This window comes from Sphingobium sp. B2 (assembly GCF_007693735.1).
GTDB lineage: Bacteria > Pseudomonadota > Alphaproteobacteria > Sphingomonadales > Sphingomonadaceae > Sphingobium > Sphingobium xenophagum.
Window position 1 is genome coordinate 1823155 of sequence record NZ_VDBZ01000001.1, and the last position, 11921, is coordinate 1835075.

Annotated in this window: 15 protein-coding genes, 1 tRNA gene and 1 pseudogene; 10 read left to right on the forward strand and 7 right to left on the reverse strand. The window is 61.4% G+C overall.

Translation table 11 applies throughout. The features are described from left to right. Positions 1-48: 48 nt before the first annotated feature. On the reverse strand, positions 49-1458 hold the full coding sequence (locus FE851_RS08775; protein ID WP_145201716.1) for a circularly permuted type 2 ATP-grasp protein: 1410 nt from the start codon (positions 1456-1458) through the stop codon (positions 49-51). A 139-nt stretch (positions 1459-1597) separates the two neighbouring features. Here FE851_RS08775 and FE851_RS08780 point away from each other — a divergent pair, with 139 nt between their 5' ends. The 6 genes from FE851_RS08780 (at position 1598) to FE851_RS08805 (ending at position 4075) form a co-directional block, all read left to right on the forward strand. Next, positions 1598-2434: an alpha/beta hydrolase gene (locus tag FE851_RS08780; protein ID WP_261370882.1), complete on the forward strand. Its 837-nt coding sequence runs from the start codon at positions 1598-1600 to the stop codon at positions 2432-2434. 97 nt (positions 2435-2531) lie between these two features. After that, positions 2532-2608, forward strand: a tRNA-Met gene (locus FE851_RS08785). A 308-nt stretch (positions 2609-2916) separates the two neighbouring features. Next, a complete protein-coding gene (locus tag FE851_RS08790; RefSeq protein WP_006948571.1) occupies positions 2917-3132 on the forward strand; it encodes a cold-shock protein in 216 nt (71 codons plus the stop codon). Between the two features lie 77 nt (positions 3133-3209). After that, positions 3210-3422, forward strand: a complete 213-nt coding sequence (locus FE851_RS08795) for a hypothetical protein (RefSeq protein WP_017181334.1) — start codon at positions 3210-3212, stop codon at positions 3420-3422. A 96-nt stretch (positions 3423-3518) separates the two neighbouring features. Beyond that, positions 3519-3716: a hypothetical protein gene (locus FE851_RS08800; RefSeq protein ID WP_017181335.1), complete on the forward strand. Its 198-nt coding sequence runs from the start codon at positions 3519-3521 to the stop codon at positions 3714-3716. Next, on the forward strand, positions 3716-4075 hold the full coding sequence (locus FE851_RS08805; RefSeq protein ID WP_017181336.1) for a glycine zipper 2TM domain-containing protein: 360 nt from the start codon (positions 3716-3718) through the stop codon (positions 4073-4075). The genes FE851_RS08800 and FE851_RS08805 overlap by 1 nt, the downstream gene beginning before the upstream one ends. 61 nt (positions 4076-4136) lie before the next feature. On the opposite strand, the gene FE851_RS08810 is transcribed toward FE851_RS08805, so the two are convergent. The 4 genes from FE851_RS08810 to FE851_RS08825 form a co-directional block, all read right to left on the reverse strand. Beyond that, a complete protein-coding gene (locus FE851_RS08810) occupies positions 4137-5066 on the reverse strand; it encodes an electron transfer flavoprotein subunit alpha/FixB family protein (protein WP_130754496.1) in 930 nt (309 codons plus the stop codon). After that, positions 5063-5812, reverse strand: coding sequence for an electron transfer flavoprotein subunit beta/FixA family protein (locus FE851_RS08815; protein ID WP_026002082.1), 750 nt, complete (start codon positions 5810-5812; stop codon positions 5063-5065). Before FE851_RS08815 ends, FE851_RS08810 begins: the two co-directional genes overlap by 4 nt. Positions 5813-5908: 96 nt before the next feature. Then, entirely contained in the window at positions 5909-7108 is a 1200-nt protein-coding gene (gene sucC / locus FE851_RS08820) for an ADP-forming succinate--CoA ligase subunit beta (RefSeq protein ID WP_017181339.1), read from the reverse strand. A gap of 146 nt (positions 7109-7254) precedes the next feature. Next, a complete protein-coding gene (locus tag FE851_RS08825; protein WP_145201722.1) occupies positions 7255-7578 on the reverse strand; it encodes a hypothetical protein in 324 nt (107 codons plus the stop codon). A 74-nt stretch (positions 7579-7652) separates the two neighbouring features. On the opposite strand from FE851_RS08825, the gene FE851_RS08830 reads away from it, so the two are divergent. Continuing rightward, positions 7653-8051: a low affinity iron permease family protein gene (locus tag FE851_RS08830; protein ID WP_026002083.1), complete on the forward strand. Its 399-nt coding sequence runs from the start codon at positions 7653-7655 to the stop codon at positions 8049-8051. Positions 8052-8062: 11 nt separating this feature from the next. Here FE851_RS08830 and FE851_RS08835 read toward each other — a convergent pair whose 3' ends face one another. After that, positions 8063-8242, reverse strand: coding sequence for a hypothetical protein (locus FE851_RS08835; RefSeq protein ID WP_130754494.1), 180 nt, complete (start codon positions 8240-8242; stop codon positions 8063-8065). 121 nt (positions 8243-8363) lie between these two features. Beyond that, positions 8364-9560 carry a Na+/H+ antiporter NhaA gene (gene nhaA / locus FE851_RS08840; RefSeq protein WP_145201725.1) on the reverse strand — a complete coding sequence of 399 codons (1197 nt, stop codon included), beginning with the start codon at positions 9558-9560 and terminating at the stop codon, positions 8364-8366. 98 nt (positions 9561-9658) lie between these two features. On the opposite strand from nhaA, the pseudogene FE851_RS08845 reads away from it, so the two are divergent. From FE851_RS08845 to FE851_RS08855, 3 genes and pseudogenes are all read left to right on the forward strand, one after another. Then, a pseudogene (locus FE851_RS08845) lies at positions 9659-10192 on the forward strand (glycosyltransferase); the annotation flags it as partial. Positions 10193-10350: 158 nt separating this feature from the next. Continuing rightward, positions 10351-10662: a hypothetical protein gene (locus FE851_RS08850; protein WP_145201727.1), complete on the forward strand. Its 312-nt coding sequence runs from the start codon at positions 10351-10353 to the stop codon at positions 10660-10662. 70 nt (positions 10663-10732) lie between these two features. After that, positions 10733-11653 carry a glycosyl transferase family protein gene (locus FE851_RS08855; protein ID WP_261370981.1) on the forward strand — a complete coding sequence of 307 codons (921 nt, stop codon included), beginning with the start codon at positions 10733-10735 and terminating at the stop codon, positions 11651-11653. Positions 11654-11921: the final 268 nt, after the last annotated feature.

An 11921-nucleotide genomic window follows, 5' to 3' on the forward strand; every position in this document is an offset into this window, starting at 1 on the left:
CCTCAAAACCTGCGTTTTCAACGGGGTGATTGGAGGATCTAACCATCATCAATCCTGCATGACCCATGTGTCCTTCACGCCGCCGCCCTGACTGGAATTGACGACCAGCGACCCTTCGGTCAGCGCAACGCGGGTGAGGCCGCCCGGCACCAGCCGCAATTGCTTGCCGACCAGGCAATAGGGACGGAAATCGGCGTGGCGACCCACGACGCTGGCGGGGCCGAGCGTGGGGACGGTGGACAGGTCCAGCGTCGGTTGCGCAATGAACTTGCCCGGATCGGCGCGGATGCGCGCGGCATAGGCCTCCACTTCGTCCTTCGACGACTTCGGCCCGATCAACATGCCGTAGCCGCCCGATCCATGGACTTCCTTGGCCACCAGATCGTGCAGATTTTCCAGCACATAGGCGCATTCGTCCGGCTTGCTGCATTGCCAGGTCTGGATATTGTCCAGGATCGGCACCTCGCCCAGATAGAAGCGGATCATTTCGGGCACGTAGATATAGACCGCCTTGTCATCGGCGATGCCCGATCCGGGTGCCGAAGCCAGCGTCACGCCGCCATTACGATAGACGTTGAAAATGCCCGGAATGCCCAGCAGGCTGTCCGGGCGGAACACCAGCGGATCGAGATATTCGTCATCGATACGGCGATAGATGACGTCGACGGCCTTCGGTCCCAGCGTGGTTTTCATCCACACCCGACCTTCATCGACGAACAGGTCCGCCGGCTCGACCAGTTCGACGCCCATCAGGTCGGCGAGGAAACTATGCTCATAATAGGCGCTGTTGAGCGATCCGGGCGTCAGCACGACGACGACCGGATCGCCGGTGCAGGCGGGTGGCGCGACTTCTTTCAGGCTCTTCAACAGCTCGGCGGGATAGTCGTCGACCGGCGCGACAATTCCCTGCGCGAACAGTTCAGGGAACATGCGTGTCATGATGTCGCGATTTTCGAGCATGTAGGACACGCCCGACGGGGTGCGGCAATTATCTTCCAGCACTTCAAAACTGCCCGGCCCGGTGCGAACGATGTCGATGCCCACAATATGGCTATAGACTTTGCCGGGGGGCGAAAAGTCGGACATTTCGGCCAGATAGGCGCTGTTCTGGTAGATGATGTCGGCAGGCATGATGCCGGCCTTCACAATCTCCCCGCGATGATAGACGTCGTGCAGGAAGGCGTTGAGCGCGCGGGCGCGCTGACGAATGCCCTTGTCCAGCACACGCCATTCCTGCGCGGTGAAGATGCGCGGCAGCAGGTCGAAGGGGATCAGTCTTTCAGGATCGCCCCCCTCCCCATAGACGGCGAAGGTGATGCCGATGCGGCGGAAGATCGCCTCTGCCTCGTCCAGTCGACGGTTAAGCCCGGAAATGCCCGTTCGCTCCACCCATTTCTGCACTTCAGCGTAGCAGGGGCGTATCGAACCATCAGGCTCAAACATTTCATGGAAGGGCAAGTTGTCGATCCTCCCTCAGCCAATATGGCTGGTTGTGCGTTGCAACATTAGGACGTGGCGCAAAAAAGATTGCAACAGAAAAATCGCGCAGACGCCCGCCATTACGCTATTCCCGCCTCCAAACGGCATGGGAATGATGATGCAGGGCAGAAAAACAGGACTGGTCGCGGCGGCATTGATGCTGGCGTCCTGCGCTTCGGGCATACGCGAACAGATATACAAGGCCGACGCCACGCCCATCAGCGTCGCCCAATGGACCAAGGCGGCGCCCCAGCCTTTGCCGGTACGGACCGAGGACGGTCTGTCACTGACCGGCTATTATTGGCCGGGTGATCCAGGCGATCATGACGTCATCCTCTTCTTCCACGGGCGCGGATCGAACCAGGGGGTCGCCGCGCGCTATGCCGAACATCTGACCGGGCATGGCGATCATGTCATCGTCGTGTCCTATCGCGGTTTTGGCGGCAATCCGGGCAGCCCGACACAGGCCGGACTGGTGGCGGACGGCCGCGCCTTCGTCGCGCGGGCGCGGCAACTTGTCGGAACGGACGCCCATGTCTTTCTGGTCGGCCATTCGCTGGGCGGCGCGGTGGCGCTGCATGTCGGGGCGACAGCGCCGGTAACCGGTGTGGTCACCCTGTCGACCTTCGACAAGCTGGCGGAATCAGCACCGGGCGCAGTCGGCCTGCTGCTGCCAGACAAATGGAACAATCTGGATGCCGCGACCAAGATCCACGCACCGCTGGTGATGATGCTGGGCACTGCCGACGACCGAGTGGAATTGAGCCAGGCCGACGCGCTGTTCGATGCCGCGCACACCCCCGCTACCTTGCTGACCATGCCGGGCGCGGGCCATAATCCGGACATGAGCCAGCTTGGCCCGCTGGTGAACGAAGCCGTCGGCGCGATCGATTCGGGCACGATCGCGGCTTATCCCGCGGCCCTGCCGCCAGGCTGGAGCGTGCGTCGCAAATAAGTTGCGTTCTACCCGCATTACCCCCGTTGACCGACCCGCCCCTGCTGCGTATAGCGCCGCCTCACCGCAGGGCCACACGCCCCGCGCGGCCCCATGGGGCGGAGTAGCTCAGCTGGTTAGAGCAGCGGAATCATAATCCGCGTGTCGGGGGTTCAAGTCCCTCCTCCGCTACCATTTTCCAGACATTTATCCATCGCGAGCGCCCAATGCAGCGTCGCTGCATCGATCGCCGCTGGATTGTTGCGATTGCCGGGAGGACGCGCCGGTCAAGCCGGGTGACGGATCGGGTGAATCGGGTTGCGCGGGAGGCCGCGGATCGTTGCGTGATTTGCTATTTGCCGTCGCCTGCCCTACATGGGCGAGGCTACAGTCGCAAATCGACGGTCTTCGGCGCTTTGCGGCACCTACTTCCTTCTTTCCCTGCCCCTTAGCAACCCGGCGCGTCCACACGGGGTTCGCCGCACAGAAAGAAGGAATACCACATGAGCAGCATCACTGGCGTCGTCAAATTCTTCAACGCCGACAAGGGCTATGGCTTCATCGCCCCCGACAATGGCGGCGCAGACGCATTCGTTCACATCAGCGCCGTCGAGCGCGCTGGCCTGGCTACCCTGCGTGAAAAGGACCGCGTGTCCTATGACCTGGAGCAGGACAAGCGCGGCAAGATGGCTGCGGTGAACATCGCCCACGCTGAATAATTCAGACGGCCCGGATCGGGCGCGGGGGTCTTCCTTCGCGCCCGGCCCATTCATCCTTTGACATCAAGGAGAGCCAAATGGCCGTTACCGACTATCATAGCCTCGCCGCGCAAGCCCGCTCCGATGCCGACGCCGCGACGCTCAGCAATGTCCGCGATCGCTGCCTTCGCGCCGAAGCCGCCTGGCTGGCCATGGCCAAACGTCAGGATCTGACCGACACGGCCCGCGCCCGCCGGGAAGCCGCCGCTGCCGACGCTCGCGCCGAACGGCTGTCCGACGAGGCCGAGTAACTATCCCGCTCTCTTTGTTGTCCGCACCGCCGGAACCCATGGCGTCGCCGCCCGTTGATCGGCCGACATCTTGGACACCAACAAAGGAGCCACTCCATGATCCGCACCCTGATTTTCGGCGCTATCGCCGGCTATGTCGGCAAGAAGCTGTATGACGACGGCAAGCTTGACCAGTTCCGCGACGATCTCGTCGCCCGCTACAATCAGGCCAAGGCCGACCTGTCCGACCAGCGCGTCGCCGACAGCAAGCCGGTGACGCAGGTGAACCACAACACCAGTCCGCTGGTGTCGTGATGCGCAAACCCCTCCTGGCCATAGCCATGGTCGCGATGCTGCCGCTGGGCGCATGCGTATCGGATGGTGGCGGAAACCGAGGCTATGGTTATGACCGCCCCGGCGATCGCCGCGGTCCGCCCCGTTACCAGCGCCGTCCGATCCGCGATGACGAACAGATTTACCGTGATCGCGATGGCCGCTATTATTGCAAGCGCGACGACGGCACGACCGGCACGATAGTCGGTGCGATTGCCGGCGGCGTGTTGGGCAATGTCATTGCTCCGGGCGGTTCCAAGACGCTCGGCACGATCCTTGGCGGCGGCGCAGGCGCCCTTGCCGGACGGGCCATCGATCGGAACGACGTAAGCTGCGAATAACATCAAAAAGGGCGCGGGATTTTCCACCCGCGCCCTTTTTTTTTCATTGGCGTTTGCCTGATTACAGCTTGCCGGTCAGTTCCGGCACCACCTTGAAGAGATCACCAACCAGGCCGATGTCAGCCACCTGGAAGATCGGCGCATCTTCATCCTTGTTGATCGCGATGATGGTCTTGCTGTCCTTCATGCCGGCCAGATGCTGGATCGCGCCGGAAATGCCGACCGCGACATAGACTTCCGGGGCGACGATCTTGCCGGTCTGCCCGACCTGATAGTCGTTGGGCACATAGCCTGCATCGACCGCCGCGCGCGACGCGCCGACAGCCGCGCCCAGCTTGTCCGCCAGCGGGAAGATAACTTCCTCGAACGTCGGCCCATCCTTGAGCGCGCGGCCACCCGACACGATGATCTTGGCGCTGGTCAGTTCAGGACGCTCCAGCTTGGCGATTTCCGCACCCACGAAGGACGACATGCCCTTGTCGCCAGTCGAGCTCACGGCTTCCACCGTTCCCGATCCGCCATCCCGCGACGCCTTGTCGAACGCCGTGCCACGCACGGTTATCACCTTCTTGGCGTCCTTCGACTTGACCGTCGCGATCGCGTTGCCCGCATAGATTGGCCGGGTGAACGTGTCTTCGCTCTCGACCGACAATATGTCGCTGATCTGCATGACGTCGAGCAGAGCGGCGACGCGCGGCGCGATATTCTTGCCATTGCTGGTGGCGGGCGCAACGAAGGCATCATGATGCCCCATCAGTTCCACGATCAGCGGCGCGACATTTTCGGGGAGTGCATGGCCAAAGGCCGCGTCATCAGCGACATGAACCTTGCCAACGCCCGCAATCTTCGCGGCCTCTTCTGCAACCGCGCTGACGCCTTCGCCAGCGACCAGCAAATGCACTTCGCCCAGCTTTGCCGCTGCCGTGACGGCGGAAAGCGTGGCATCCTTGACGGCACCGCCGTCATGTTCGACCCAAACGAGCGTTTTCATGCGGCAACTCCCATAGCCTTGAGCTTGGCAACCAGTTCATCGACATCGGCGACCTTGACGCCCGCGGTGCGCTTGGGCGGTTCGACGACCTTGAGCGTTTCCAGCCGTGCGCCGATGTCGACGCCATAATCGGCCGGTGTTTTCTGCGCGAGCGGCTTACTCTTCGCCTTCATGATGTTGGGCAGCGACGCATAGCGCGGCTCGTTCAGACGCAGGTCGGTGGTGACGATCGCGGGGGTGGACAGCTTGACCGTCTCCAGCCCGCCATCGACTTCGCGGGTCACCGACACGCTGTCGCCTTCAACCTCTACCTTCGATGCAAAAGTGCCCTGCGGCAGGTTCAGCAGCGCCGCCAGCATCTGGCCGGTCTGGTTGCTGTCATCGTCGATCGCCTGCTTGCCCAGGATAATCAGGCCAGCGCCTTCCTCTTCCTGCACCTTGGCGAGCAGCTTGGCCACGCCCAGCGGCTCGACCTCGTCATCGGTCTGGATCAGGATCGCCCGGTCGGCGCCCATGGCGAGCGACGTGCGCAGCGTTTCCTGCGCCTTGGCAACGCCGATCGACACCGCGATCACCTCGGTCGCCACGCCCTTTTCCTTCAGACGGATGGCTTCTTCGACCGCGATCTCGTCAAACGGGTTCATGCTCATCTTGACGTTCGCCAGATCAACACCCGTCCCGTCCGCCTTGACGCGCGGTTTTACGTTATAGTCGATCACCCGCTTCACGGGGACAAGGATCTTCATTTCAACATCCTCCATTATAAATGCCAACACGGGCGCGGGCAGCCCGAAACCGGACTACCCGCACCCAAATGGTGTCAGTTCAGGTGAAAAGCGGCCTCAGGCTGCCTTCCTCACTTCTGCGACGATCTTGCGTGCTGCGTCGCCCAGATCGTCCGCCGGGACGATGGCCAGGCCCGAAGCCGCGAGAATGTCCTTGCCCTGCTGCACGTTGGTGCCTTCCAGGCGAACCACCAGCGGGACCGACAGGTCAACTTCCTTGGCCGCGGCCACGATACCATCGGCGATGATGTCGCACTTCATGATGCCGCCGAAAATGTTGACCAGGATACCCTTGACCGCCGGGTCCTTCAGAATGATCTTGAACGCTGCGGTCACCTTTTCCTTCGAAGCGCCGCCGCCGACGTCCAGGAAGTTGGCGGGGAATTCGCCGTTCAGCTTGATGATGTCCATCGTCGCCATGGCCAGGCCAGCGCCGTTGACCATGCAGCCGATATTGCCGTCCAGCTTGATATAGGCGAGGTCATATTCGGATGCTTCGACTTCGGCCGCATCTTCCTCGGTCAGGTCGCGCAGTTCGGCGATGTCCTTGTGGCGGAACATGGCGTTGCCATCGAAACCGACCTTGGCATCAAGCACCAGCAGGTTGCCCTGCTTTGTCAGCGCCAGCGGATTGACTTCGATCTGCTCGGCATCGGTGTCCAGGAAGGCCGCATAGAGCGAGCCAGCGACCTTGGACGCCTGCTTGGCCAGATCACCGGTCAGGCCCAGCGCGGCAGCCACCGAACGACCATGATGCGGCATGAAGCCGGTCGCCGGATCGACGGAGAAGCTGTGGATCTTTTCAGGGGTCGAATGGGCGACTTCCTCAATATCCATGCCGCCTTCGGTCGATACGACGAACGCGATCCGGCTGCTGGCGCGATCGACCAGCAGGGCAAGGTAGAATTCCTTGTCGATGTCGGCGCCGTCGGTGATGTAGAGGCGGTTGACCTGCTTGCCCGCGTCGCCGGTCTGGATCGTCACCAGCGTGTTGCCCAGCATGTCGGCCGAGTGCGCCTTGACCTCATCCAGATTGAAGGCGAGGCGAACGCCGCCCTTGGCTTCGGCGGGCAGTTCCTTGAACTTGCCCTTGCCGCGGCCACCGGCATGGATCTGCGACTTTACGACATAAAGCGGTCCGGGCAGCTTCTTGGCGGCCTCGACAGCTTCCTCGACCGAGAAAGCGGCATAACCGGCGGCGATCGGCGCGCCATATTTCGCGAGCAGTTCCTTCGCCTGATATTCATGAATATTCATGGAGCGTGCCGTCCTTTTCCATCGAACCGTGATGGCGACGGCTAAAGCACAGACAGGATTGCAGGGCCAGAGTGATTTCGCAAAACGACTTTGCAAAATTGCAAAACCTTTGCGAAGCGTCAGCGCGGATTATTGCAAAATAACGCCTAGAGGGCGCAGTTGATCGCTGCCTTGCTGGTGACCAGAAAAATCTCCGGATCCTCCAGCGCGCGTACCTTATAGAGGAACCGATCCACGCTCATTTCGCCCATGTGAGACTTGCGGAGCGATACGAGCGACTGGAGCCGGCGCAACTGCGTCAGGCTGAGCCGGTCGACCATGCGTTCGGCCATGCAGCCCGCCATCCGGGGCGACAATCCGGCTTCCACCAGCCCGGCACGCAGACGTGATTCGGGCGAAACAGTGGCGCAGGACGCCAGCAGGGATGCGGTGAGGGCGCAGGCAAGCGCGCGAAAAGCGATGGCTGTCATGCGCGCTTCATGGCAACTAGCGCCTGAACGCAGCATAAATGCACGCCGCGCGGCGTGCCAAGGAATAGAGCATGATGGACAGATTTTTCGCCGCCCTGTCACACCGGGTCGCCAGTTGGGCCGGACAACCATTGGCCTTCATCCTGGCGAGCGCCGTCGTGCTGGTCTGGGTCGCCACGGGTCCGATCTTCAATTATTCCGACACTTGGCAACTGGTCATCAACACCGGCACCACCATCGTCACATTTCTGATGGTGTTCCTGATCCAGAACGCGCAGAATCGCGACGGATCAGCGATCCAGGCGAAGCTGGACGAATTGATCCGCGCCGTGGACAATGCGCGCAACGATTTTATCGGCATCGAACATCTGACCGAAGCCGAATTGCAGCGGATCAAGGCAGTGCTGGAAAAGGAATGTGGCGACGACGCGACTCATCATCTCGCGATCGAGAGACTGCTGGAGCGTCGCTGACGTCCGCACCATCAATGGGCGCGGACGATCAGCCTTTCATTTTCCTGCCGATAGGCATCGACCTGTTCGATGTAGCGCTGCGCCATATCTTCATAGGCGGTGCGCCCTTCGCGTGACGGGCTGGCCTGCGCCTTGATCAGCGACATCTGCTGACGGTGCAGCAGATAATTGATGTCCGTCTCCATACTCATATTCGCCCTCCTCCGGTATCGCGACTAGAAGAATTGGTCGATTATTGGCGGCATGGCGCGACGCGCGCAGCCATGCAGCGACTATGGGTATAGCACAGGAACATCGGCTTGGCGAACCGACCTAGCGCAGCGATGGCGCAGCCCAACGCAACAGGGCATAGCCACCAAGAGCCGAGGCGATCGACCCCATCAAGATGCCGCCCTTGGCCTCCTCGACCAGCAGCGCCGATCCGGGGAAAGCAAGCGCGCCGATGAACAGGCTCATGGTAAAGCCAATCCCGCACAGCATCGCCATGCCATAGATCTGCGCCCAGTTCGCACCGTTCGGCCGTTCCGCTATGCCCAGTCGCGCCGCGGCCCAGACGCTGCCAAATATGCCGAGCTGCTTGCCCAGAAACAGGCCCAGCGCCACGCCCATCGGCAAGGGATCCAGCAGTGCGCTAAACACCTGGGCGTTCAACGCCAGCCCGGCATTGGCAAAGCCGAACAGCGGTACGATCAGATAGGCGCTCCAGGGATGGACGGCATGTTCCAGCTTGTGCAGCGGGCTGTCCTCCGCGTCGGGCGCGCCCGGCGTGCAGCGGATCGGAACCGTCATGGCCGCCAGGACGCCAGCGACCGTCGCATGAACGCCCGACAGCAGCATCAAATACCACAACAGCACGAAACCGATGAGATAGGGGATCAGCGACTTCACCCCTGCCCGGTTCAACCCGAACATCACGACCAGCACCGCCGCCGCCCCGGCAAGCGCGGCCATATCGAGACCCTGCGTATAGATCAGGGCGATGATCGCCACCGCGCCCATATCATCAACGATCGCCACCGCCGTCAGGAACAGCTTGAGGGAGGCGGGCGCGCGATTACCCAGCAGCGCCAGCACGCCGATCGCAAAGGCAATGTCGGTCGCGGCAGGGATCGCCCAGCCATTGGCCAGTTCCGGCTGTCCACCTGTTACCAAGAGGTAGACGAGCGCTGGCACGACCATGCCCGCAACGGCGGCGATGATCGGCAGCCGCCGCCGCTCCCACGTCGACAGCCCGCCATCCAGAAACTCCCGCTTTATCTCCAGTCCGACGAGCAGGAAGAAAATCGCCATCAGCCCATCGTTGATCCACAGATGAACGGTCATCGGCCCCAGCTTCGGGGTCAGCTCCGGTCCAAACTGCGCATGGATCAGGTCGTGATAGAGATGACCGCCGCCACCCGGCAGATTGGCCAGAACCATGGCCAGCGTCGCCGCGATCATCAGCAACACAGCGCTGCCCGCCTGACTGGCAAGGAATTCGCGTAATACTGATGGGCGTGGCTTTGTCATTCTTTCGATCTTCCTGTTTTTTTGCCTCCCTTTTGCGCAATTTGCGCAAAAGACTTGGAAGCGGCTGACACCAATGCCATCCTCTCCCCTGTCGAGGCATGGGGGTCAAGGCTTTGGGGGACATTTTGGTCGCTGGCCTTGCGCTCCTTCATCATGAAATCCTGCTATTTGCCGCCGTTGGGCTGGCCATCGGCGGTGTGGACGATTTTCTGATCGACCTGCTGTTTCTGGCGCGCAAGGCATGGCGCGATCTGTTCATATATGGTCGCCATGACCGTATGACGACGGCAACCCTGCCACCATCGCCCAATCCCGGCCGGATCGCGATATTCGTTCCAGCCTGGCGCGAAGCGGACGTGATCGGCCCGATGCTGCGCCATGCGTTGGGACGCTGGGGCGAGGCGGATTATCGCATTTTCGTCGGCGCCTATCCCAACGACCCCGCGACGATCGACGCCATCGCCGCCGTTGCGCAGGGCGATCCGCGCATCCTGCTGGGCATCACCCCCCACCCCGGTCCTACGACCAAGGCCGATTGCCTCAATCTTCTGTGGCAGGCGATGCTGGACGAAGAGACGCGCGAAGGATTCCGTTACAAAGCGATAGTGCTCCACGATGCCGAGAAAGTGGTTGAGGAGAATGGTTAACAGGTCGGCAAAGCGGACTATCGCCGAACGACCAAAGTGCTCAATCGCGCTCGATACAGATTTGCCGATCGAAGACATGCTTTAGTGATGGCGGGATTGGGTTTATAGAAAGACGTGGGTGTCACACTTCGCGGAGATTCTGAATGGAGAGCCAGCTCAAAATGGCAAGTCCGGAAGAAATGTTAAATTACGAGAACAGCTGCATAAACAGTTATCCGATCGAAAAAACTGTGACCCTTGAAATTAAATCTATAATGGCGCTCTTGGGGCTAGCCGATGAGCTACGCGCAGGCATGGAACGAGCAAAGATAAATTTCACCGAAAGCGTCAAATCGCATCGTTCGGGCGATGCTGAAGGCGCAGCGGGTGCATATCGCCTTCAAAGCGAATTGCTTGAGCAACTGCGAAAAATACATTTGGACTTTGCTGGCCCAGATTCCGCTTGGGCATTCTAGTATTCGCCATAAGCGGACCGTCCGCCAAGCACCCATAATGGCCGTCCCCTAAGATCGCAGATTTACGTGGATTTTCGGTGTTACAACCGTAACCACTTGCGAGGATGTCGTCCATGCCGATGAGATTCGTCTGTTCGACGTGATGATCGACAGGTTCCAACTGGTGCAATTGCCCGTGCTGCCGCTGCCGGGCCAAGGCAACTGGCTCTCCCGCGCCATCGCCAATCACTATTGCGACGAGTTCGCAGAAAGCCATGGGAAATATCTGACCATACGCGAAGCGCTGGGCGCGTCCGTGCCGTCCGCCGGGGTCGCCTGTGCGTTCGAGCGGGACACGCTCGCAGCGCTCGCCCGCGATCCAGGCCATGGTCCGTTCGATCCGTCATCGCTGACGGAGGATTATGAAGCCGGCTTGCGGATTCGCGACAATGGCGGGCGCGGCATATTCGTCCGGATGCGCGACGCAGACGGCGAACTGGTTGCGACCCGCGAATATTTCCCGGACACGATCGACAGCGCCGTCAGACAGAAAGCCCGCTGGATCGTGGGCATTTCTCTGGCGGGATGGGACCGGATGGGGTGGCGCGGCGGACCGTTCGAATGGTGGATGCGCCTGCGCGACCGGCGCGCGGCCCTGTCCGCCTTTGTCCTGTTCGCCGCCTATCTGACGATTGCTCTATGGGGGATGCTCTGGCTCATCAGCCTCGTCCTGCCAATCCCGCCGCGTCCGCTGACACCCATGATCGTGGCCCTCCTGTGGATCAATGTCGGGCTGATGAGTTGGCGCGGTCTGATGCGCGTGCTGTTCGTGGGACAGGCCTATGGCTGGCGTCACGGCCTTGGCGCAGTGCCGCGCACCTTCATCGCCAATCTCATCGCCATACTCGCGGCGCGGCGCGCCATCTTCCAATATGTGCGGTCCTTGCTGGGCCGTCCGCTTGCCTGGGACAAGACCCAGCACCGCTTTCCCGACATGCAGTCCGATCCATGATCGCAACCGCCAGTGGCCGTCCACTCCGTTTCTTTGGGCTCTTGATGGTCGGCTGGATCGCGATCCGGCTGTGTAGCCAGCCGGAACCACCCCTGCCATTGATAGCCCACCAGAAATTTGCGGCATCGGCAACCACGCGCCTGCCAGCGTCGCAACCCACAAGGTCGGGGAATGCCACCGAAATGAGCTTTCCTTTGCCGCTCAGGCCGTGGCCAGCCCAATTGGCCTCCCTTGTACCCCCGGCCGTCCCGATCACGACAAATGCCCG

Excerpts from the sequence above, each read along its gene's own strand:
- FE851_RS08780 (WP_261370882.1), top strand. The coding sequence starts at position 1,598 with ATGCAGGGCAGAAAAACAGGACTGGTCGCGGCGGCATTGATGCTGGCG.
- FE851_RS08790 (WP_006948571.1), top strand. The coding sequence starts at position 2,917 with ATGAGCAGCATCACTGGCGTCGTCAAATTCTTCAACGCCGACAAGGGC.
- FE851_RS08795 (WP_017181334.1), top strand. The coding sequence starts at position 3,210 with ATGGCCGTTACCGACTATCATAGCCTCGCCGCGCAAGCCCGCTCCGAT.
- FE851_RS08800 (WP_017181335.1), top strand. The coding sequence starts at position 3,519 with ATGATCCGCACCCTGATTTTCGGCGCTATCGCCGGCTATGTCGGCAAG.
- FE851_RS08805 (WP_017181336.1), top strand. The coding sequence starts at position 3,716 with ATGCGCAAACCCCTCCTGGCCATAGCCATGGTCGCGATGCTGCCGCTG.
- FE851_RS08810 (WP_130754496.1), bottom strand. The coding sequence starts at position 5,066 with ATGAAAACGCTCGTTTGGGTCGAACATGACGGCGGTGCCGTCAAGGAT.
- FE851_RS08815 (WP_026002082.1), bottom strand. The coding sequence starts at position 5,812 with ATGAAGATCCTTGTCCCCGTGAAGCGGGTGATCGACTATAACGTAAAA.
- sucC (WP_017181339.1), bottom strand. The coding sequence starts at position 7,108 with ATGAATATTCATGAATATCAGGCGAAGGAACTGCTCGCGAAATATGGC.
- FE851_RS08825 (WP_145201722.1), bottom strand. The coding sequence starts at position 7,578 with ATGACAGCCATCGCTTTTCGCGCGCTTGCCTGCGCCCTCACCGCATCC.
- FE851_RS08830 (WP_026002083.1), top strand. The coding sequence starts at position 7,653 with ATGGACAGATTTTTCGCCGCCCTGTCACACCGGGTCGCCAGTTGGGCC.
- FE851_RS08835 (WP_130754494.1), bottom strand. The coding sequence starts at position 8,242 with ATGAGTATGGAGACGGACATCAATTATCTGCTGCACCGTCAGCAGATG.
- nhaA (WP_145201725.1), bottom strand. The coding sequence starts at position 9,560 with ATGACAAAGCCACGCCCATCAGTATTACGCGAATTCCTTGCCAGTCAG.
- FE851_RS08850 (WP_145201727.1), top strand. The coding sequence starts at position 10,351 with ATGGAGAGCCAGCTCAAAATGGCAAGTCCGGAAGAAATGTTAAATTAC.